Below are 19,150 nucleotides of genomic sequence, written 5' to 3'. Positions count from 1 at the left end.
ACGCTGGCGTTGCCGCCCCGGTTCGGGTACGCTCAGCGAATCCCGCCTGTGTCCGGCCGTCCGGAGTCCCGCCTCATGCCGATGCGCCTCTCTCTCCCGTTCGCGCTCGGGGCCGCGCTGCTCGCGGTGCGAACCGGCGCCCCCGCAGCGCCGCCGCAACCGGTCGCTTTTGAGCGAGACGTCAAACCGATCTTCGCCAAACACTGCGCGTCGTGCCACGGGGCCGAAAAGCAAAAAGGCGGGTTCCGGCTGGACCGCAAGGCCGACGCCCTCGCCGGCGGCGATTCCGGCAAGGCCATCCAACCCGGCAAATCCGTCGACAGTCACATCCTCAAACTCGTCACGAGCACCGACGCCGACACCCGGATGCCCCCGAAGGGGGCGGGGCTGAGTGCGGCCGAAGTCGCCGTGCTGAAGCGGTGGATCGACGACGGCGCGAAGTGGCCCGACGACGGCTCGGCCGCCGCGAACCCGCTCGACTGGTGGAGCCTTCGGCCGCTCAAGCGGCCCGCCGTTCCCGGCGCTGAGAAGGAGCATCCCGTTGATGCGTTCGTCCGCGCGAAGCTCCGGGAGAAGGGGCTCGCGCCCGCACCCGAGGCCGACCGGCGCACGCTGATCCGGCGCCTGTACTTCGACCTCATCGGCCTGCCGCCGGCGCCGGAGGAGGTGGACACGTTCGTCGCGAGCACGGCCCCGGACGTTTACGAGCGGCTCGTGGACCAGTTGCTCGCGTCACCGCAGTACGGCGAGCGCTGGGCGCGGCACTGGCTCGACGTGGTCCACTTTGGTGAGACGCACGGGTACGATAAGGACAAGCCGCGCCCGAACGCCTGGCCGTACCGCGACTACGTCATCCGCGCGCTCAACACCGACAAGCCCTACGGCCGGTTCGTGGCGGAACAGATCGCCGGCGACGTGCTGTACCCCGGCACCGTTGACGGGATCGAGGCGCTGGGGTTCCTGGCGGCCGGGCCGTGGGACCTCATCGGCCACGCCGAGGTGCCCGAGTCGAAGGTCGATGGCAAGATCGCACGCCACCTCGACCGGGACGACATGGTCGCGAACACGGTCGGCACGTTCATGGGGCTGACGGCCCACTGTGCCCAGTGCCACAACCACAAGTTCGACCCGATCACGCAGGAGGATTACTACAAGCTGCAAGCGGTGTTCGCGGCCCTCGACCGCACCGACCGCGCTTACGATGCGGACCCGAAGGTCGCCGCCCGGCGCGCGGAACTGGAGGGGCGCAAGAAGGCCGCGACGGCCGCACGGGCCGCACTCGAAATTGCGGCCCGGAACAAGGCCGGGGCCGACCTCGCCGCGATCGAGAAGCAGATCGCCGACGCGGCCCGCCCGGCCCCCGCATCCAAGCCGCCGGAGTTCGGCTACCATTCGGCGATCGCGACCAAGCAGGACGCGGTGAAGTGGGTTCAGGTCGATCTCGGCGCGAGCCAGAAACTGGACCATGTTGTGCTGAGGCCGTGTCACGACGACTTCAACGGCATCGGCGCCGGGTTCGGGTTCCCGGTCCGGTTCCGGGTCGAACTGAGCGACGATCCGGCGTTCAACACGAGCACCGTTTTAGCCGACGAAACCGCAAAAGATTTCCCGCCCCCCGGTATGGCGCCGTACCGCGCAACGGCCGGTGCCCGAACGGGCCGATACGTCCGCGTGACGGCAACCAAGCTCGCGCCGCGACAGAACGATTACATTCTCGCGCTAGCCGAACTTGAAGCGCTCGACGCCGCGGGCAAGAACCTCGCCCGCGGTCGCCCGGTGACCGCGCTCGACAGCACCGAGGCGCCGGTGCGGTGGCGGAAGTCGAACCTGACCGACGGGCTGGCCGCTCCGGGGCCGGCACTCACCGCCGGGGAGCGCGCCCGGCTCGCCGAGCGGCGCGACGCACTGCTGCGTGCCGCGCTCGGGGAGAAGGAAGCGGCTCGGCTCGGCGAGCTGGGGGCCGACATCGCCGCGATCGACGCCGAACTCGGCGCGCTCCGGGCCGCCCGCCGGGTGGCATACGTCGGCGCGGTCCACACCGGCAGCGGCACGTTCGTGGGCACCGGCGCGAGCGGCGGCAAGCCGCGGCCGATTCACGTGCTCGCGCGCGGCGACGTGACCAAGCCCGGAAAAGAAGTGGCGCCCGGGGCGATCGGCGCCGTTCCCGGGGCGAACGCGCATTTCGCCTTACCTACCGGTCACAGCGAGGGCGAACGGCGGGCGGCGCTGGCGAAGTGGCTGACGGACACGAACAACCCGCTCACCTGGCGGGTGATGGCGAACCGGGTGTGGCAGTACCACTTCGGCCGCGGGATCGTGGACACGCCGAACGACTTCGGCAAAATGGGGCAACTCCCCACGCACCCCGAACTGCTCGATTACCTCGCCAGCGAGCTGCGCGAGCACCAGTCGCTGAAAAAGCTCCACAAGCGGATCGTCACGAGTCAAACCTACAAGCAGGTTTCTGGTTCGAACGAGGCGAACGCAAAGACCGACGCCGACAACCGCTACCTCTGGCGCCAGAACCGGCGGAAGCTCGAAGCGGAGGCCGTTCGCGACTCGATCCTTGCAGCCGCCGGAAAGCTCGACCTCACCGCCGGCGGGCCGAGCTTCCAGGACTTCGTGATCGAGAAGCCGGAGCACTCGCCGCACTACCAGTACCACCTCCACGACCCAGAAGACGCGAGGACGCACCGGCGCGCGGTCTACCGGTTCGTGGTGCGGTCGAAGCAACAGCCCTTCATGGCCGCGCTCGACTGCGCAGACCCGTCGCTGGCGGTGGAGAAGCGGAACGAGACGCTGACGCCCCAGCAGGCGCTGGCGCTCCTGAACAACCGGCTCTCGGTGGCGATGGCGAAGCACTTCGCGGCCCGGGTCGAGAAGTTGGGCGCCACCGACGCGGAGCGAATGACCGCCGCGTTTCGGCTCGCGCTCGGGCGCGCGCCCACGGCGGCGGAGCGGGACGCGCTCGCGGGCTACGCGAAGGAGCACGGCCTGGCGAACGCGTGCCGCGTGGTGCTGAACCTGAACGAGTTCGTGTTCGTGGATTGACTGGAGCGCGGGCCTCTGGCCCGCTGCCGCACCGCGCGTCCGAACCGCCACGCGGAACGGGGCCGCCAGCGCAGAAGCGGGCCAGAGGCCCAATGGCACTTAACTTCTAGGTCGTTTGTTTCTTAGTCCGTTTCCGCTCGGGGTACCCGCGACTTCGTGGTATGAGCTCGCGCGGGTACTGTCGTCCGGGCGGCCGGTTCGGCAGCACCCGTTGTCCGGCCGCCCGGACGAGCCTCTCGAACCACGCCCCCAAGTGCCCCTCGGGAGGCCCCGGGCGGAGTGCCGGGACCATCGCCCGTACCAAGCTCCAGACCGCCGCGAAGCTGATCCGCCGGGGCTCCACCCCGCGGGCCCCGGCGGCCGCCCGGCGCACCTGGGTGGCCAAGTTGTACGCCAGCAGCCAGGCGCTCAGCTCCTTGTCCACCATGGGCACGGTGCGCCCCCGCATCTGGTCCACCCCCAGGGTCCGCTTCACGTCCCGGATGTCGGTCTCCACATCCGGGCGGCGCCGGTACAACGGGCCCAACTCGGCCCCGGTCCCGTCCACCGTGGCGAACAGCCACCGCGTCAGGTCCGCGCGCACCACCACCTGGTGCCGCCAACCGGTGACCGACGCGTCGGGACCCAGGCCCGGGTTCCCCTTGCGGTCCGCGGCCGTCGGGGTCCACGTCAGGGACCACCGCCCGTCCCCGGCCGGTCGGGCGCCGCGGGCCAGGGACCGGAACCGCGCCTGGGTGAGCCGCACCAGCACCCGGTGCCCGCCCGCGGCGGCCGCGTGGGCCAGCGACCGCCGCTCGAGTACAGGTGCTCACCCGGTGCAGCCTAACGCACGGGAGCATAATATCTTAGCAGCCAGGCACGCACGCATGGCCAAGGATAAAGTTAAGTGCCATTGGGCCTCTGGCCCGCGCTCCGGCGCGGGCAAAGGCACGTTTCAACCGCTCGCCGCTTGCCCTCCGGTACCAACCGCTCACTTCTTCTTGCAGTAGCTCAGCGCCATCAGGGCGTAGCCGGTGACGAGGTTCTTGTCGCCTTCCATCCAGCGGTCGTTCTTGTTCACGAAGCTGCCGTCGGCCTCCTGGCGCTTCGTGATGGCGGCGAGCAGGTCGGCGCGCCAGTCGTGCTTCACGCCTTTCGCGTCGGTGAACTCGTCCACGCCCAGGGCGTCCATCGTCTTGGCGAAGGTGTGGTAGTAGTAGTACAGCCCCCGCTGGCTGTTCGCCTCGGGCATGCCGGGGTTGCTGTCGAGGGTGTAGTTCTTGCCGATCCACTCCAGCGCCTTCTGCACCCGCTTGTCGTCCTTCGACAGCCCGCAGTAGATCATGCTCTTCACGCCCGCGTAGGTCATGCTGCCGTAGCCGCCGGTGTCGCCCTTCGTGTCGTCGCTGCGGCGGTTCTCGCCGCCGTTGGCCCCGGTGTAGATGAAGCTCCCGTCGTTGGCCTTCGCGGCCCACGGCGCCTTGTTGAACTCGCTCTCCAGGTTCTGGCACTTGCTCACGAACACCAGCGCCTTCTTGAACGCCGGGTCGTCCTTCGGCACGCCGGCGGCCTTGAGGGCCTCAAGGAAAAACGCGGTGTTGGACAGGTCGGGGCGGGACTTGTCGCCGGCGTACCCGGCGCCGCCGTAGTAGTCGCTGTCGTCCTTCTTCCCGCGGTTCTCGTCCCACTGGTACTCTTTGAGGTACTTGGCCGCGTTGCCGATCACGCCCTTGTACTTGTCGGCCTTGTTGGCGGCGCTGAGCGCCTGAATGTTGATGCTGGTGGTGTAGTTGATGAGCCCGGCCTTCGAGTCGTTCCCGGCGATGTGCCCGGCCTTCTCGTTCACGAGCCCCTCGATGAACTTGATCCCCTTCGCGACCGGCTCCTCATCCGCCCCGGTGCCGGTGCGGATCAACCCCGTCACCACGATCCCGGTGACGCCGCGGTTCTGCGGCTCGGCGGACCAGCTCCCGTTCTCGTTCTGCGACTTCTTGAGGTACGCGGCGGCCTTCTCGGCGGTCGCCTTGATGGGATCTTCTTTCGGCTGCGCCTTCGGGGCCGCCGGGGCCAGTGCCGCCGCGACCGTGAGGACGAGGGCCGGCACGAGCAAACGCAGTTTGAGCATATCGAGCGCTCCGCAGGAGGGTCAGTGGTGACATCCTACGGAGCAAATCCGGAGCCCAACGAGAAAACGCGGGCGTGTGCGAAGTGCTGACGGTGCGGGTGGTTAAGTCGTGCCCACGGGTGGTCGCGGGGCGCCCACCCGTGGCCGCGGTCACTTGGCCTTCACGTCGTAGCAGTACATCACCGTCTGGTCGCGGATGAGCAGCTTGCCGTTCACGATGACCGGGTGCGGCCAGCTCTGCGGGTACGACTTTTGGTCGGCCGTCGGCAGCTTGAACGACGACACCACCTTCAGTTCGTCCGGCGACGGCTCGATGAGCACCAGCACGCCGTTCTCGTACCGGAAGTACAGCCGGCCGTCGGCGTAGAGGACCGCGGCGGACCGTTGGCCGCCGGCCGGGGGCTTCTCCGGCCCCCACTTGATCTCACCGGTCTTAAGTTCGACGCACACCGGGCTGCCGCCGTTCTGGTCGTGACCGAAGTAGATGTGATCGCCGACCAGCACCATGCCGCCGTGGTGGTTGTTCAGCTCCGGCTTCTTGTACGTCTTCAGCTCCTTCGCCTCGAACCCGCCCTGGCCCTTCGGCACGATCCGGAGCAGCGCGGAGCCGCCGGCGTAGCTGCACGAGACCCAAACGAGGTCGCCCTTGACGATCGGGATCGGGATCTGGGCCACGCCGCCGGTGGCCGCGGTCCCCTTGTACTGCCACAGCACCTTGCCGGTGTCCGCGCTGACGCCGACGAGCCCCGACCCGCTGCCGAGCAGCGCGAGGTACTGCGGCACCCCGCCGATGGTCGCCTTGACCGGCGACGAGTAGCCCTGGCCGGCGAACCCCTTGACCTTCGGGTCGCCGATCTCGCCCGCGTCGGCCTTCCAGACGGTGGCGCCGGTGTCGGCGTTGAGCGCGGCGACCGCGGCGCCCTTGGCCCCCGGGATGCAGACGATCTTGTCGCCGTCGGCCAGCACGGAGTCGCTGTACCCCCACGCCACGCCGGCCTTCCCGCCCGGGGCGCCGCCGAAGTCCTTCTGGTAGTTCTTCGCCCACACCGGCTTGCCGTCCTTCGCGTTCAGGCACGACACGGTGCCGTTCGCGCTGACGGTGTACACCTTGCCGTTGTGAACGGTGGGCGTGCTGGCCGGGCCGTTGGTTTGGTTCAGCAGGTCCCCGGCGGGTGCGGCGAACGGGGAGAACCACAGCTCCGAGCCGTCGGACTCCTTGACGGCCCAAACGCCGTCCTTGTCGTCGCGGGTGCCGACACCGTAAATGACGCCGCCGGCGACCGACGGCGTGCCCCAGCCGAGGCCGAGGTTCTTCGCGGTCCAGAGCACCTTCGGCCCGCCTTCGGGCCACGTCTTGAGGAGGCCGGTTTCGGGCGACACGCCGTCCCGGTTCGGGCCGCGGAACCCCGGCCAGTCCGCGGAAACGGAGGTCGTTGCGGTCGCGCCGATCAGGAACGCGCAAACCAGTAAGCGAACGCGCAGCGTCATTGTGGCAGCAGCTCCGAGGGGGCGGGGGGCGGGCGGATGGGGAGGTACACACTAGTTTAGTGCGCCGGCCGCTGCGGGAGAGCGCGGGAGAAGTGTTCGCCGGTAACGCGGCCGTCCCGGCCGCCGCCCTGTGGGTGAGCGACGCCGCGCGGAACGCGCGACGCGACTTCACCGGCAGAGCGGCGGCCGGGACGGCCGCGTTACCACAAGCAACCGGAACGGATCACCAGTGCCGGTATCCGTATCCGTAGCCGTAACGGTAAGGCGGCGGCGGACCGATGTATACCGGCGGCGCGGGGCGCACAAGGACCACCGGCGGGGGCGATTCGTAGATCACCGGGCCGGGCTCGCGGACCACCACCCGCGTGGGCCGGGCCGCCGGGCGCGTCGTCTGCATTTCCGCAATGACCCGCGCCGACACCCCGTTCCGTTTCAGCTCGCTCAGGTCCGATGCGGTGAGCGAAAAGGTGCTGCCCGTGGAGCGGATCTGGTTGATGATGACCTGATCGTCCTGGCCCTCCTGGGCCATGCGGATCACGTCGAACACCCCGACCCGCTGGCCGGCGGCCTGGGCGTCCGCGAGCGCCGCGGCCTGGGCCACCTCGCGGTCCCGCTGCTCGCGCTTGTCAACATCGTTACCCACGAGCGCGCCGCCCGCGGCCCCGAGTCCGCCCCCGATCAGCGCGCCGGCCACCGGTCGCCCGGTCAGCGCGCCGATCCCGGCCCCGACCGCCGCGCCGCCGGTGCCGCCGATCGCGGCGCCCCGCTCCGTGTTGTTCATGGTCGAGCACCCGGACCCGCCCGCCGCGTACGCGAGCGCACCGAGCGCGAGCAGCCGTCGAAAGTTCGTGTGAACCATCTGACCCTCTGCGTATTCCAACCCGGCAGGGCTTATGGCGAATTCGGGCGGACTGGTCAACCGCGGTTCCGCTCCACCAGTTTAACGGTCCGGCGGCGCGAACTTGCACCGCCCGGCGCCGCACAAGTGGCAACGCCCGTATACCGTGCGGCACGGCCCGCCCAGCCCGCACAAGCGGTCCCGATCCGCCCACCCCCGCCGTTGACGACATGGCCCCACCGTTATCGGCTCTCCACGAACCGCGCCCGCACTCATGATGTCGGTAGTAAGATGGGAAGCGTCGATTCCGCCAGATTTGCTAAAGGACCAGACATGCTGCCCGATCGGCCGGTAGACAACGCCCCGTACCACACGATCACCCACGCGGGGCTCACGATCGAGGGGTGGTCGCGCGCGGCGGTGCAGAGCTACTGGCGCATCCCCGAACTGAAGATCGGGTTCGACCTGGGCGCGCAGCCGTGGGACTTCATGGGCACGCCGAACTGGTTCGTGTCGCACACCCACCTGGACCACGTCGCGGCGCTGCCGGTGTACGTCGCGCGGCGGCGCATGATGAAGATGGACCCGCCGACGGTGTACGTGCCGGCCGAGGGGCTCGAAGACGTCAAGAAGCTGATGGCGGTCATGCACCGCCTGGACCGCGGGCGCCAGTTGGCGCACCTGAAGGGGCTGACCGCCGGCGACGAGATCGAGCTGACGCGCGAGCACGTGGTGACGGTGTTCAACACGGTCCACACGATCCCGAGCCGCGGGTTCGTGGTGTGGGAGCGGCGCAACAAGCTCAAGGACGAGTACATCGGGCTGCCCGGCGACAAGATCAAGGAGCTGAAGCTCGCGGGGACGGCGATCACGCGCGAGGTGCGCATCCCGATCGTGGCCTACACCGGCGACACCGCCCCGGCGGGCCTGGACGCGTGCCCGGCGTGCTTCGACGCGAAGATCCTGATCACCGAGATGAGCTTCGTGCGGGCGGCCCACCGGCGCGACAAGATCCACAAGTTCGGGCACATGCACCTGGACGACTTCGTGGAGCGCGCCCAGCGGTTCAAGAACGAGCTGATCATCGCGGGGCACTTCAGCACCCGGTACCACCCGAACGAGGTGCGGAAGCTGCTCGACAACAAGCTCCCCGCCGACCTGAAGGCGCGGATGCGGTTCTGGGTGTGAGGCGCGCGTTTGGGCTACGCACTTTCTACCATCTGGTACGAGCGGCAGCGTTTCCTGCCCGCGATCCTCGCCGTGGCGTTCAGCGCGGTGCTGGTCGCGGTGCAGTCGGGGCTGGTGCTCGGGCTGCTGTCGGTGCTGTCGATGCCGGTGGACCGCGCGCCGGCCGACGTGTGGGTGGCGTTCCCGTCGGTGCGGAGCGTCGATTTCGGGCGCCCCATCCCGGAGCGGTGGGTGTCCCGGCTGGCGGCCCAGCCCGAAGTGGACCGGGCGGAAGGCGCGATCATCGGGTTCGCGCCGTGGACCCGACAGGGCGCGAATCCGGCCCGGACCACGACGCAGGTGTGCAACGTGGTCGGCGCGCGGCTGGACCCGCGGTCGCTCGCGGCGCCGGACGTGGTGCGCAACAGCCCCGAACTGCTCGCCGCCCTGGCCGAGCCGATGGCGGTGGCGGTGGACGAGTCCGAACTCGACCGGCTCGGGGTCCGCGGGGTCGGGGACACCGCGGAGGTCGTGGGCCGGCGCGTGCGGGTAGCGGGGCTCGTTTCCGGGTGCCGGAGCCTCGGCGGGCCGTACCTGTTTTGCTCGCTCGAAACCGCCCGGGTGCTGCTGGGCTACCAGCCGGATCAGGTGACGTACCTCGTCGCGCGGTGCAAGCACCCGGGCGACGCCGGGGCGGCGGCGCGGCGCATGAACGGCTACCCGCAACTGAGCGCGTTCACGTCGGACGAGTTCTCCGCCCGGTCCCGGCTGCACTGGCTCACGACCACGAAGGCCGGGGTGGCGATCGGGTTCACCGCGCTGCTCGGGCTGCTGGTGGGCGCCGTCGTGACGAGTCAGACGCTGTTCGCCGCGACCGCCGCCAGCCAGCGCGAGTTCGCGACGCTGCGCGCGATGGGCATCCCGAAGTGGCGGCTGAAGTTCTCGGTGCTGGTGCAATCGTTCTGGGTCGGGCTGTTCGGGCTGGCGCTCGCCGCGCCGATCACCCTCGCGCTGGCCGAGGGGGCGAACGCGCTGGGAACGGCGGTGCGGCTGCACCCGTACATTCTGCTCGGCTCCGCGGCGGTCACGATGCTGATGGCGCTCGGGTCCGGGATGGCGGCGCTGCGGTCGTTCCAGGGCGTGGACCCGGCGCACAACATTCGGTGAGTGCCTTTGTTTTGTGGCACAGACATTCCTGTCTGTGCGGCTTCGCGCAGCAAACGAGCACAGACAGGAATGTCTGTGCCACAAAACGAAACACTACTTCACGTCCACCGCGGGCGCGCCGAACTCACGCAGCTTGGGTCGAATGCCGAGACCCGGTTCGGTCGGGGCCGCGAGCCGGCCGTTGACGCGCTGCGGGGCGCCGTCGGCGATCGATCGCGTGACGTAGCTGTTGAAGTCCGTCGAGCTGAACAGGAACTCGGTCGGCGTGCTGTGCGCCAGGTGCGAGATCGCAGCCGTGACGATGTCCCCGCCCCAACTGTCTTCGAGCGTCATCCCGATGCCGAGCGAGACGCACAGGTCGCGGAGCTGCTTGGTCTTCGTCAGCCCGCCGAGCTTGCTGATTTTCAGGTTCACCACGTCCATCGCGCCGTCCGCGTGCGCCCGCATCAGCACGTCGATGCCGTCGATGTTTTCGTCCATCACGAACGGCTGCGTGATCTGCCGCCGCACGGCCCGGCACTCGTCGTAGGTGAGGCACGGCTGCTCGATGTACACGTCGAGGTCGCGCACCGCTTTCGAGATGCGAATCGCTTCGTGCTGGAGCCAGCCGGTGTTGGCGTCCGCGACCAGCCGGTCGCCCGGCTTCAGCACCGCCGCCACGGCCTTGATGCGCTCGATGTCGGTGTCCGGGTCGCCGCCGACCTTCAGTTGGAACCGGCGGTACCCTTCGGCGCGGTAGCCCGCGACGTTGGCGGCCATCGCGTCGGGCGCCTCTTGCGAGATCGCGCGGTAGAGGTGAAAGTCCTCGCCGTACCGCCCGCCGAGCAGCGCGCACACCGGCAGACCGCTCACTTTACCGAGCACGTCCCAGCACGCGACATCGACGGCCGATTTCACATACGGGTGCCCCTTGAGGGCCGCGTCCATGAGGCGGTTGAGCTTGCCGAGCTGGGTCGGGTCCTGGCCGATGAGCGCGGGGGCGATCTCTTTCAGCCCGGCGCGCACGCCGTTGGCATACGCCGGCAGGTACGCCGGGCCGAGCGGGCACACCTCGCCGTAACCCACCACGCCGGCGTCGGTCTCCACCGCGACGACGGTGCTGTCGAACACGGTGACCGACTTACCGCCGGACCACTTGTAGCTGCCCTCGTGCAACGGCAGATCGACCTGCCACGCCGCGATTCGGGTGATGCGCATGACCGCTCCTGAACAAAGGGATTCGACGGGTTCACAGGATCAGACCTACGAAACGGAACACCGGCTTTGCCCTGTGAATCTTCCGAAAGTGAGGCGCGTGCAATGGTGGGAGGGGCTATTGCCGTTGGAGTGCGCACCGGCGGCGAGCCGGTGAGGCCGTGCCTTGAGACGTGCAACGTCTCAAGGCGATTGATGCGGCGTCGGTTGCTCCCGCTCGCGAGAAGTGAAGCACCGCGCGTCGGCCCGCGAAACACGGCCCGACGCGGTGCGTTCAGGTGGGAAGGGGCATCAAACTTGAGCGGCGCCAAGGGGAGCGGTCGCGCGCCAGCGCCGGGTCAGGAGTGCTCCGGCGCCCGCGTACACCAAGCACATTATCACATCGAACGCATGAGCCGGTCCGTGATCGAGTCCCACGCCACACAGCACAAGAACCCAAACGGCGGCCGCGGACACGCGAAACGGCCATTCCCACCGCGCGACCGCCCCGCGCATCACAAAACCGGTCGCGATCACCAGGCACACCGCCCCGATCAGTGTCGGCGGCAGCCCCAGACCCACGACGCCGGAAACCAACCGCCCGAGGGCAAGTGCGGGCGCGCCGGTTAACTCGATGTACGGTATCGCGGTTGCCCGGAACGACTCGCCACGCCTCAGCATCCACCCGCCCGCCACGGTGCCGCAGAACACAGTGACGCCCGCCGTCGCCAGGGAAATCCCAAGGCCGAGGGCCGGAGCGGACGCGCTGCCGAGTACCTGATCCGCAACGACTTTTGCGAAGAACACGCCGCCGCGCGTATCGGCGGGCACGGTCCGCAGGTCCTCGTACCGCTCGACCAGAGCGTCCGACGGAACCCCGCGCCCGTCCGCCGGCATTCGGGTCGCGTTGCCGAGCGTGGTCAGGTCCGCGATCGCCGGTACGACGACCATCGCCAGCGTTGCCGTCCAGCCGATTCCGGCCGCGTAAGCCGCCAGGGTGGCGGTCAGCGCGGCGCTCAAACCGGCCGACACACCTTCCCAGTGGTTCGCCGGGCGTGCGACCCGGGCCACAATCAGACCGATACCGACGAGTGCCACCGCCCCGAGCGCCGCGAGCGCCCAGAGAACCGCGGTGGGCGGTGCGACGGGAACCGCGAGCGCGGGCGCTTCGAGCCCCGGAAACTGGGTGTACGTGTTCGACACGTTAACCAGCAGCACCGCGAACGAGGTGCACGCGACGGCCGCCGTTGCGGGGGCGGCGAGGAGGCCGACCAGCGCCGGCCCGAACGTGCGCCGGAACTGATCCCAAAAACCGTGCCGCGTGCCGGGCGGGACGGAACCGAGGTGATCTGTCACGGCCGTAATCCTCTGAGCCGCGTGCCCCAATCCACGCGGCCCGTCAAATGTAGGACACGGTCAGGATCGGGACGCCCGGATTCGCACTCATGGTTCGACGATCGCGCGGCGGCCGAAAGCCACTTCACGCTTTTACGCGATCAGCTCGTTAATCACGTGGCCGTGAACGTCGGTGAGCCGGCGGTCGATGCCGTTGTGCCGCACCGTCAGTTTGGTGTGGTCGATGCCGAGCAGGTGCAGGACCGTGGCGTGGATGTCGTACACCTCGGTCGGGCTCTTGCGGTCCGCGGGCTTGTACCCGAAGTCGTCGCTCGGGCCGTGCGTGGTCCCGCCCTTGATCCCGCCGCCGCAGAGCCAGTTGGTGAAGCAGTACGGGTTGTGGTCGCGGCCCTTGCCGCCCTGCGACGACGGCATCCGCCCGAACTCGGTCGTCCAGAGGACGATGGTGTCGTCGAGCAGCCCGGTCCGCTTCAGATCGGCGATGAGGGCGGCGGCGCCGCGGGCCATCCCGTGCGCGAGCGGGCCGTGGTCGCGCTTCACGTCCTCGTGCGAGTCCCAGTTGCGCCGCGGGAACCCGTTGTCGTTCCCGCTCCAAATCTGCACGAACCGCACGCCGCGCTCCAGCAGCCGGCGCGCGACGAGGCACTTGCGGCCGAAGTAATCGGTCTCCTCGACCGGGTTGATGTCCTTGTCGAACGTCCCTTTCCCGTGATCGAGCCCGTACAGTTTAAGTGTTTCTTTGGTCTCTCGTGAGAGGTCGAGCGCGTCGGGCGCGGCGAGCTGCATTTTCGCCGCGAGTTCGTAGCTCTTGATGCGCGCCTCCAGCCGCTCGTCGCCCACCCGGGTCGCAAGGTGCTGGCGGTTGAGCCGCGCGAGCAGCGCGCCGCCGGCCTGATCGCTTTCGGGCGTGACGAACGTGGCCCGCTCGTCCGGGAAGAGGTCTTCGATGGGCGTCTTGGTGCCCGGGTAGATTGCGGTGCCCTGGTGCTGGGCGGGCAGGAACGCGCTGTCCCAGTTCTTGGTGCCGTTGGAGGCCAGCCCGCGGTGGTCCGGGAGCACGACGAACGTGGGCAGGTTCGCGTTCAGGGTGCCGAGCCCGTAGCTCACCCAGCACCCCATTCCTGGGAACCCGGGACGGTTGAACCCGGTGGCCTGGAGCAGCGTGCCCTGGCTGTGGACGCCGGTTTTGCCGACCATGTTGTGAACGAACGCCAGTTCGTCGATCACGCCGCCGAGCGGCGCGACGACCTCGCCGAGTCGCTTCCCGCACTTCCCGTAAGGTTTGAATTCCCACACGGGCTTGAGCCACGGCCCCAGGCCGTTCTGGAACGCCTCGACCTGTTCGCCGAAGTTCGCCTCCTGCCCGTGGCGCTTCACGAGTTCGGGCTTGAAGTCGAACAGGTCGATGTGGCTGGCGCCGCCGGCCATGAACAGTTGCACCACGCGTTTGGCTTTGGGCTTGTGGTGCACGCCGCCGTCGGCGCGGGCGCGGTCCGCGCCGAGCAGCGCCGCGAGCGCGAGGCCGCCGAGCCCGCCGCCCGAGTGGAAGAGGAAGTCACGCCGGTTCATAGGTGCCTTTCTGGAGCGCGGGCCAGAGGCCCAATGGCACTTAACTTCTAGGTCGTTTGTTTCTTAGTCCGTTTCCGCTCGGGGTACCCGCGACTTCGTGGTATGAGCTCGCGCGGGTACTGTCGTCCGGGCGGCCGGTTCGGCAGCACCCGTTGTCCGGCCGCCCGGACGAGCCTCTCGAACCACGCCCCCAAGTGCCCCTCGGGAGGCCCCGGGCGGAGTGCCGGGACCATCGCCCGTACCAAGCTCCAGACCGCCGCGAAGCTGATCCGCCGGGGCTCCACCCCGCGGGCCCCGGCGGCCGCCCGGCGCACCTGGGTGGCCAAGTTGTACGCCAGCAGCCAGGCGCTCAGCTCCTTGTCCACCATGGGCACGGTGCGCCCCCGCATCTGGTCCACCCCCAGGGTCCGCTTCACGTCCCGGATGTCGGTCTCCACATCCGGGCGGCGCCGGTACAACGGGCCCAACTCGGCCCCGGTCCCGTCCACCGTGGCGAACAGCCACCGCGTCAGGTCCGCGCGCACCACCACCTGGTGCCGCCAACCGGTGACCGACGCGTCGGGACCCAGGCCCGGGTTCCCCTTGCGGTCCGCGGCCGTCGGGGTCCACGTCAGGGACCACCGCCCGTCCCCGGCCGGTCGGGCGCCGCGGGCCAGGGACCGGAACCGCGCCTGGGTGAGCCGCACCAGCACCCGGTGCCCGCCCGCGGCGGCCGCGTGGGCCAGCGACCGCCGCTCGAGTACAGGTGCTCACCCGGTGCAGCCTAACGCACGGGAGCATAATATCTTAGCAGCCAGGCACGCACGCATGGCCAAGGATAAAGTTAAGTGCCATTGGGCCTCTGGCCCGCGCTCCGGCGCTGGGAGTGAGCGTTGAGTTCACGCGGAGCCGCACCGAACCGCCAACCTCAAGCGGGCCAGAGGCCCGCGCTCCGGCGCCGGAGGCGTGACTACCGTCAAGCGGGCGGGGCGTGCGGGCGAGGGGTAACGTTCACCCCTCACCCGCACGCCCCGTCGCGACTGGCCGGACCGTAAATCAGATCTTCAGCACGCCGGTGCTGTCGCCGAACGCCTTGGCCGGGGCGCCCATCCGCTCGAACAGCGCGAGGTACAGGTTCGTCAGCGGGACGTCGGAGCGCTTCGGGAACACGATGTGCCGCCCGCCGGTGATCGTTCCGCCGCCCTTGCCCGCGAGCAGGATCGGCAGGTCATCGTGATTGTGCCGGTCCCCGTCGCCGATGCCGCTGCCGTACACCAGCATCACGTTGTCCAGCAGGCAACTGCCGTTCGGCTCCTTCACGGCCTTCATCTTGCCGACGAGGTACGCGAACTGCTGCATGTGGAACGCGTTGATCTTCGCGATCTTCTCCAGCTTCTTCGGGTCGCGGCCGTGGTGCGACAGGTCGTGGTGCCCTTCCGGCACGTCGATCATCTTGTACGGGCGGTTGCTCCCGTCGTTCGCGAACGGCAGCGTGGCCACGCGGGTGAGGTCCGTCTGGAAGGCCAGTACCATCAGGTCGGCCATCAGCCGCATGTGGTCCTGGACCTCCTTCGGGATGCCGGTCGGGGCCGCCATGTCCGGCTTCGCGACCGGCTTCTTGTTCGCCTCGCGCGCCTTCTGGATCTGGAGTTCGACCTCGCGGACGCTGCTGAGGTACTCGTCGAGCTTCTTCTGGTCGCCGGAGCCGAGCGTCGCGTTCAGCCCCTTGGCGTCTTCCATCACGAAGTCGAGGACGCTCTTGTTGTACAGCTCGCGCTTGGCCCGCGCCTCCGCGAGCTCCTTCGGGTCGTTTCCGCTGAACAGCCGCTCGAACACGGCCTTGGGGTCGCACTCCTTGGCGTTCGGGGTGGACTCGCCCCGCCACGACAGGTTCGAGGAGTACGCACAGGAGTAGCCGGAGTCGCAGTTGCCGGCCTGCTGCCCCCGCTCGATGCCCAGTTCCAGCGACGGGAACCGGGTCTGGTCGCCGATCACGCTGGCGACGTGCTGGTCGGCGGACATGCCGGCCCGGATGTCCGCGCCGTGAGTCTTACGGGGCTGGCGGCCGGTGAGGAACGCGGACATCGCCCGCGCGTGATCCCCGGGGCCGTCGCCGTTGGCCCGGGCCTTGTCGAGCGCGAGGCCCGAGATCACGTTCACGTACTCTTTGTGCGCGTTGAGCGGCTCCAGGGTGCCGGTCAGTTCCGACAGCGCGCCGGTCACGGACGGCGTCCACTGGGACATGTTCACGCCGTTGGGCACGTACACGAACGCGAGCCGCTTGGGAGCAGCCGCGGCCACTGACGCCGGCGCGGCTGAAGCGAACGACTCGAGGAACGGCAGCGCAATGGCCGTTCCCAGGCCCTTGAGTGCGGTCCGGCGGGAAATGGACTTCGGCATTGGCAGCTCGCTGTGAGGCGTTCCCCGCCCGTGCGGGCGGGGTGATCGGTTTCGGGTGTGGTTCGATCGTCGGTCGGCGGGTCGATCTCGGTGGCAGGGCGGGTCAACAACACGGTTCGTCGGTCGGCACCACGTTATTCGCTGCGCTTACCCTTCCGTTTCTGGAACGGGTCGGACTTCACGACCGCGAGCACCAGCGCGGAGAACTTGTCCCCGTTCTCCTTCGACGCCTTCGTGATCTCGTCCAGAGCGCATTTGTCGTAATACTCTAACCCGCGGCCCAGGCCGAAGGTAAGCAATTTCTCCGCAAAACACGTCCGGAACTGATCCGCCTTGCCCAGCAACACCTTGCGCAGCTCGGCCGGACCGTTGAACTTCAGCCCGCCGGGCAGCTCGCCGCTCGCGTCCACCGGCTTTTTGTTGTCCAGGGCGCGCCAGCCGCCGATGCCGTCGAAGTTCTCCAGCCCGAACCCGAGCGGGTCGAGTTTGGCGTGGCAGGTGGCGCAGCTCGGGTTCGCCCGGTGTTGCTCCATCTGCTCGCGGAGCGTCCCCTTGAGCTGCCCGGTCGGCGGCAATTCGGGCACGTCGGGGGCGGCCGGCGGGGGCGGCGTGCCGAGCACGTTTTCGAGGATCCACTTCCCGCGCTTCACCGGGCTGGTGCGGGTCGGGTTCGAGGTCACGGTGAGGGTGCTGGCCATCGTGATGATGCCGCCGCGGCGGACGTCCGGCAACGTCACCTTGCGGAACTCGGCCCCCTTCACGTCCTTGAGGCCGTAGTGCTCCGCGAGCCGCCCGTTCACGAACGTGTAGTCCGCGTCGAGGAAGTCGAGCACCGGCCGGTCGTTCCGCACCACGTACTCGAAGAACGCCTCGGCCTCCCCCACCATCGCGTTCCGGAGCTGGTCGTCCCAGCCCGGGAAGAACCCCTTGTCCGGGGCCAGCGTCTTCAGGTTCCGCAACTGGAGCCACTGCCCCGCGAAGTTCTCCGACAGCGCCTTCGCCTTCGGGTCCGTCAGCATCCGCTTGACCTGCGATTCCAGGGTCGCGGGCTTCCGCAGCTCGCCCTTGGCCGCGAGCTTGAACAGCTCCTCGTCGGGCATACTGGACCACAGGAAGTAGCTCAGCCGGGTGGCGAACTCGAAGTCGTTGAGCGTGCGGACGTCGTTCGCGTTCTTGGGGTCGTCCTCGATGCGGTAGAGGAAGTGCGGGGACACCAGCACCGCCTTCATCGGGAGCTTGAGCGCGACGTGGAACGGCTCGCCCTGCTTGGTCGCGAGGTCGAACAGCTTCAGCAGCCGCGCCACCTCGTCGGGCTTCACCGGGCGGCGGTAGGCGCGGCGGGCGAAGTTGGTCAGCACCGTCTCGGCCGCCGCCCGCGCGTCCACGCCGGCGCCGGGGCGGGCGATCAGGAGCTGTTTCACAGACGCCGAATCGGGCGGGGGGACCGGGTTGAACGGCCCTTCGATCTCGATCAGCTCCAGCCCGAACTCGCGGACCTTCTTCTCGTTCTTGTCCTCGAACCCGTTGGTGAAGGCGACCGCGACGCGCTTCTCGCCCGCCCGCACCTTCACCGACGCTTCGTAGGTCTTGGCCTTGCCCGGTTCGCCGTCCACGGTGAACGTCTTCACGTCCTCGCCGCCCACCCGCACGGTCACCTTCGGGTGCGCGCCGCCGACGTTCGAGCCCCACCCGCGGAACCGGACCAGGTACTCGCCCTCGGCCGAGAAGTTGAACTTCTCCAGGAACCCCTGCCCCTCCGACTTGAAGACGATCTTCACGCCCGGGTCCTTGGACTTCGCGTCGCGCGGGGTGGCGAGGATGTTCTGCGGGCGGTACGTCTGCTTCGCGCTCTTCGGGGGCTCGGGGACGTTGAGCGCGGTGCCGAGGATCTTCTCGGCCGCCGCGAGGTACTTCTCCAGCAAAATGGGCTGGAACGAGAGCACGTCGCCGATGTTGTCGAACCCGTAGCCCACGTCGTCGGACGGGAACTCCTCGGCCGGCTTGAAGTCCACGCCGCACAGGTCGCGGATGGTGTTGTTGTACTCGGCGCGGTTCAGCCGCCGGATGGTGACCCGGCCCGGGTCCTTGGGCACGTCGGGCGAGCAGTTCACCCGCGTGAGCGAGGACGCGATCCACTCGACGACGAACTCCTTCTCCTCTTTCGTCGGCTGGGGCTTCTTGGACGCTTTCGGCGGCATCTCGCCGGAGGAGATGGTGTGCTGGATCGCGCTCCAGTTTTTGCGATCCTTGCGTGCGGCGGCCTCGGACACGTAGCCGTCGAGCGCCAGACCGCCCTTGGCCTTCTCGCCCTTGTGGCAGTCGACGCAATACTTCTGGAGGAACGGGAGGACTTTGTCTTTGAACGCGGGGTCTTCGGCCTGGGCCGGCGGCGCGGCGCGAACGAACGTTTCGGCCCCGGCGAGGCCGTCGAGGGGTATGGGAGAGCTGGGGGCGGCGGTGGCGCTCGCCTGTTCGCCGCGCGCGAGGAGCAACCCGGCGGCGAGACTGGCCGCGGTCGCGGTACCGAGGAGCGCGAGAAGAACGGGGCGCAGCACCATCGAGGTCTCCCGGTCAGAAAGGCGTTCAGGCGGTGTGCGAGCGAATATTCGAGAGCAGTACCGGCCGGCGGGTTCTTTGATTCGGATTCTAGCGAAGCCGGTTCAAAAACTCAACGAGAAGGTCTGCCGTTCGCACCGGCTCGCTCGATTCGAGGCCCCATCTCCCACGCGCATCTCGCGGCCGTAACCGGGCGTCGCGAGTTCCGTTACCGCGGGTTCACTGACGACGAATGCCACCGCTCATTTCGCTCTCCGCCGCGGCCCGCGCTGCATGGCCTGATCCGGGCGGCTATAACAGGC

At 68.9% G+C, this 19,150-nt stretch carries 13 protein-coding genes; 3 read left to right on the top strand and 10 right to left on the bottom strand.

The genetic code is table 11. The features are described 5' to 3' along the window. Positions 1-75: 75 nt before the first annotated feature. On the top strand, positions 76-3,051 hold the full coding sequence (locus R5W23_RS05120; protein WP_320685397.1) for a DUF1553 domain-containing protein: 2,976 nt from the start codon (positions 76-78) through the stop codon (positions 3,049-3,051). Positions 3,052-3,157: 106 nt separating this feature from the next. Here the strand turns inward: R5W23_RS05120 and R5W23_RS05115 are convergent, their stop codons facing one another. From R5W23_RS05115 to R5W23_RS05100, 4 genes are all read right to left on the bottom strand, one after another. Then, on the bottom strand, positions 3,158-3,802 hold the full coding sequence (locus tag R5W23_RS05115; protein ID WP_320685389.1) for a transposase: 645 nt from the start codon (positions 3,800-3,802) through the stop codon (positions 3,158-3,160). Positions 3,803-4,021: 219 nt separating this feature from the next. Then, positions 4,022-5,155, bottom strand: coding sequence for a prenyltransferase/squalene oxidase repeat-containing protein (locus tag R5W23_RS05110; protein ID WP_320685396.1), 1,134 nt, complete (start codon positions 5,153-5,155; stop codon positions 4,022-4,024). 150 nt (positions 5,156-5,305) lie between these two features. Next, positions 5,306-6,643 carry a PQQ-binding-like beta-propeller repeat protein gene (locus R5W23_RS05105; RefSeq protein ID WP_320685395.1) on the bottom strand — a complete coding sequence of 446 codons (1,338 nt, stop codon included), beginning with the start codon at positions 6,641-6,643 and terminating at the stop codon, positions 5,306-5,308. 223 nt (positions 6,644-6,866) lie between these two features. Beyond that, the gene (locus R5W23_RS05100) at positions 6,867-7,502 is read right to left on the bottom strand and encodes a glycine zipper domain-containing protein (protein ID WP_320685394.1); all 636 of its coding nucleotides are present in this window, start codon (positions 7,500-7,502) and stop codon (positions 6,867-6,869) included. A gap of 312 nt (positions 7,503-7,814) precedes the next feature. On the opposite strand from R5W23_RS05100, the gene R5W23_RS05095 reads away from it, so the two are divergent. Together R5W23_RS05095 and R5W23_RS05090 are read left to right on the top strand one after the other, a co-directional pair. Next, complete coding sequence (locus R5W23_RS05095; protein WP_010042919.1) at positions 7,815-8,669, top strand: MBL fold metallo-hydrolase; 855 nt, start codon at positions 7,815-7,817, stop codon at positions 8,667-8,669. Between the two features lie 9 nt (positions 8,670-8,678). Further along, positions 8,679-9,815, top strand: coding sequence for an ABC transporter permease (locus R5W23_RS05090; protein ID WP_320685393.1), 1,137 nt, complete (start codon positions 8,679-8,681; stop codon positions 9,813-9,815). Between the two features lie 93 nt (positions 9,816-9,908). Here R5W23_RS05090 and R5W23_RS05085 read toward each other — a convergent pair whose 3' ends face one another. From R5W23_RS05085 to R5W23_RS05060, 6 genes are all read right to left on the bottom strand, one after another. Continuing rightward, positions 9,909-11,012 (bottom strand): cis-3-hydroxy-L-proline dehydratase, encoded by a 1,104-nt coding sequence (locus R5W23_RS05085; protein ID WP_320685392.1) that lies wholly within the window; start codon positions 11,010-11,012, stop codon positions 9,909-9,911. A 288-nt stretch (positions 11,013-11,300) separates the two neighbouring features. Beyond that, positions 11,301-12,344, bottom strand: a complete 1,044-nt coding sequence (locus tag R5W23_RS05080) for a hypothetical protein (RefSeq protein ID WP_320685391.1) — start codon at positions 12,342-12,344, stop codon at positions 11,301-11,303. A 132-nt stretch (positions 12,345-12,476) separates the two neighbouring features. Then, positions 12,477-13,913: a DUF1501 domain-containing protein gene (locus tag R5W23_RS05075; RefSeq protein WP_320685390.1), complete on the bottom strand. Its 1,437-nt coding sequence runs from the start codon at positions 13,911-13,913 to the stop codon at positions 12,477-12,479. Positions 13,914-13,960: 47 nt separating this feature from the next. After that, complete coding sequence (locus tag R5W23_RS05070) at positions 13,961-14,605, bottom strand: transposase (protein WP_320685389.1); 645 nt, start codon at positions 14,603-14,605, stop codon at positions 13,961-13,963. Positions 14,606-14,948: 343 nt separating this feature from the next. Further along, positions 14,949-16,292, bottom strand: coding sequence for a DUF1552 domain-containing protein (locus R5W23_RS05065; protein ID WP_261190760.1), 1,344 nt, complete (start codon positions 16,290-16,292; stop codon positions 14,949-14,951). A gap of 134 nt (positions 16,293-16,426) precedes the next feature. Next, entirely contained in the window at positions 16,427-18,850 is a 2,424-nt protein-coding gene (locus tag R5W23_RS05060) for a DUF1592 domain-containing protein (RefSeq protein WP_320685388.1), read from the bottom strand. Between the last annotated feature and the right edge of the window lie 300 nt (positions 18,851-19,150).

This window comes from Gemmata algarum (assembly GCF_034097035.1).
In the GTDB taxonomy this organism is placed as follows: domain Bacteria; phylum Planctomycetota; class Planctomycetia; order Gemmatales; family Gemmataceae; genus Gemmata; species Gemmata algarum.
The sequence above is the reverse complement of the archived record's forward strand: the minus strand, read 5'-3'. Positions and strand labels throughout refer to the sequence as shown.

Coding starts and splice junctions, on each gene's coding strand:
- R5W23_RS05075 (WP_320685390.1), bottom strand. CDS start 13,913: ATGAACCGGCGTGACTTCCTCTTCCACTCGGGCGGCGGGCTCGGCGGC.
- R5W23_RS05110 (WP_320685396.1), bottom strand. CDS start 5,155: ATGCTCAAACTGCGTTTGCTCGTGCCGGCCCTCGTCCTCACGGTCGCG.
- R5W23_RS05065 (WP_261190760.1), bottom strand. CDS start 16,292: ATGCCGAAGTCCATTTCCCGCCGGACCGCACTCAAGGGCCTGGGAACG.
- R5W23_RS05085 (WP_320685392.1), bottom strand. CDS start 11,012: ATGCGCATCACCCGAATCGCGGCGTGGCAGGTCGATCTGCCGTTGCAC.
- R5W23_RS05060 (WP_320685388.1), bottom strand. CDS start 18,850: ATGGTGCTGCGCCCCGTTCTTCTCGCGCTCCTCGGTACCGCGACCGCG.
- R5W23_RS05095 (WP_010042919.1), top strand. CDS start 7,815: ATGCTGCCCGATCGGCCGGTAGACAACGCCCCGTACCACACGATCACC.
- R5W23_RS05120 (WP_320685397.1), top strand. CDS start 76: ATGCCGATGCGCCTCTCTCTCCCGTTCGCGCTCGGGGCCGCGCTGCTC.
- R5W23_RS05100 (WP_320685394.1), bottom strand. CDS start 7,502: ATGGTTCACACGAACTTTCGACGGCTGCTCGCGCTCGGTGCGCTCGCG.
- R5W23_RS05105 (WP_320685395.1), bottom strand. CDS start 6,643: ATGACGCTGCGCGTTCGCTTACTGGTTTGCGCGTTCCTGATCGGCGCG.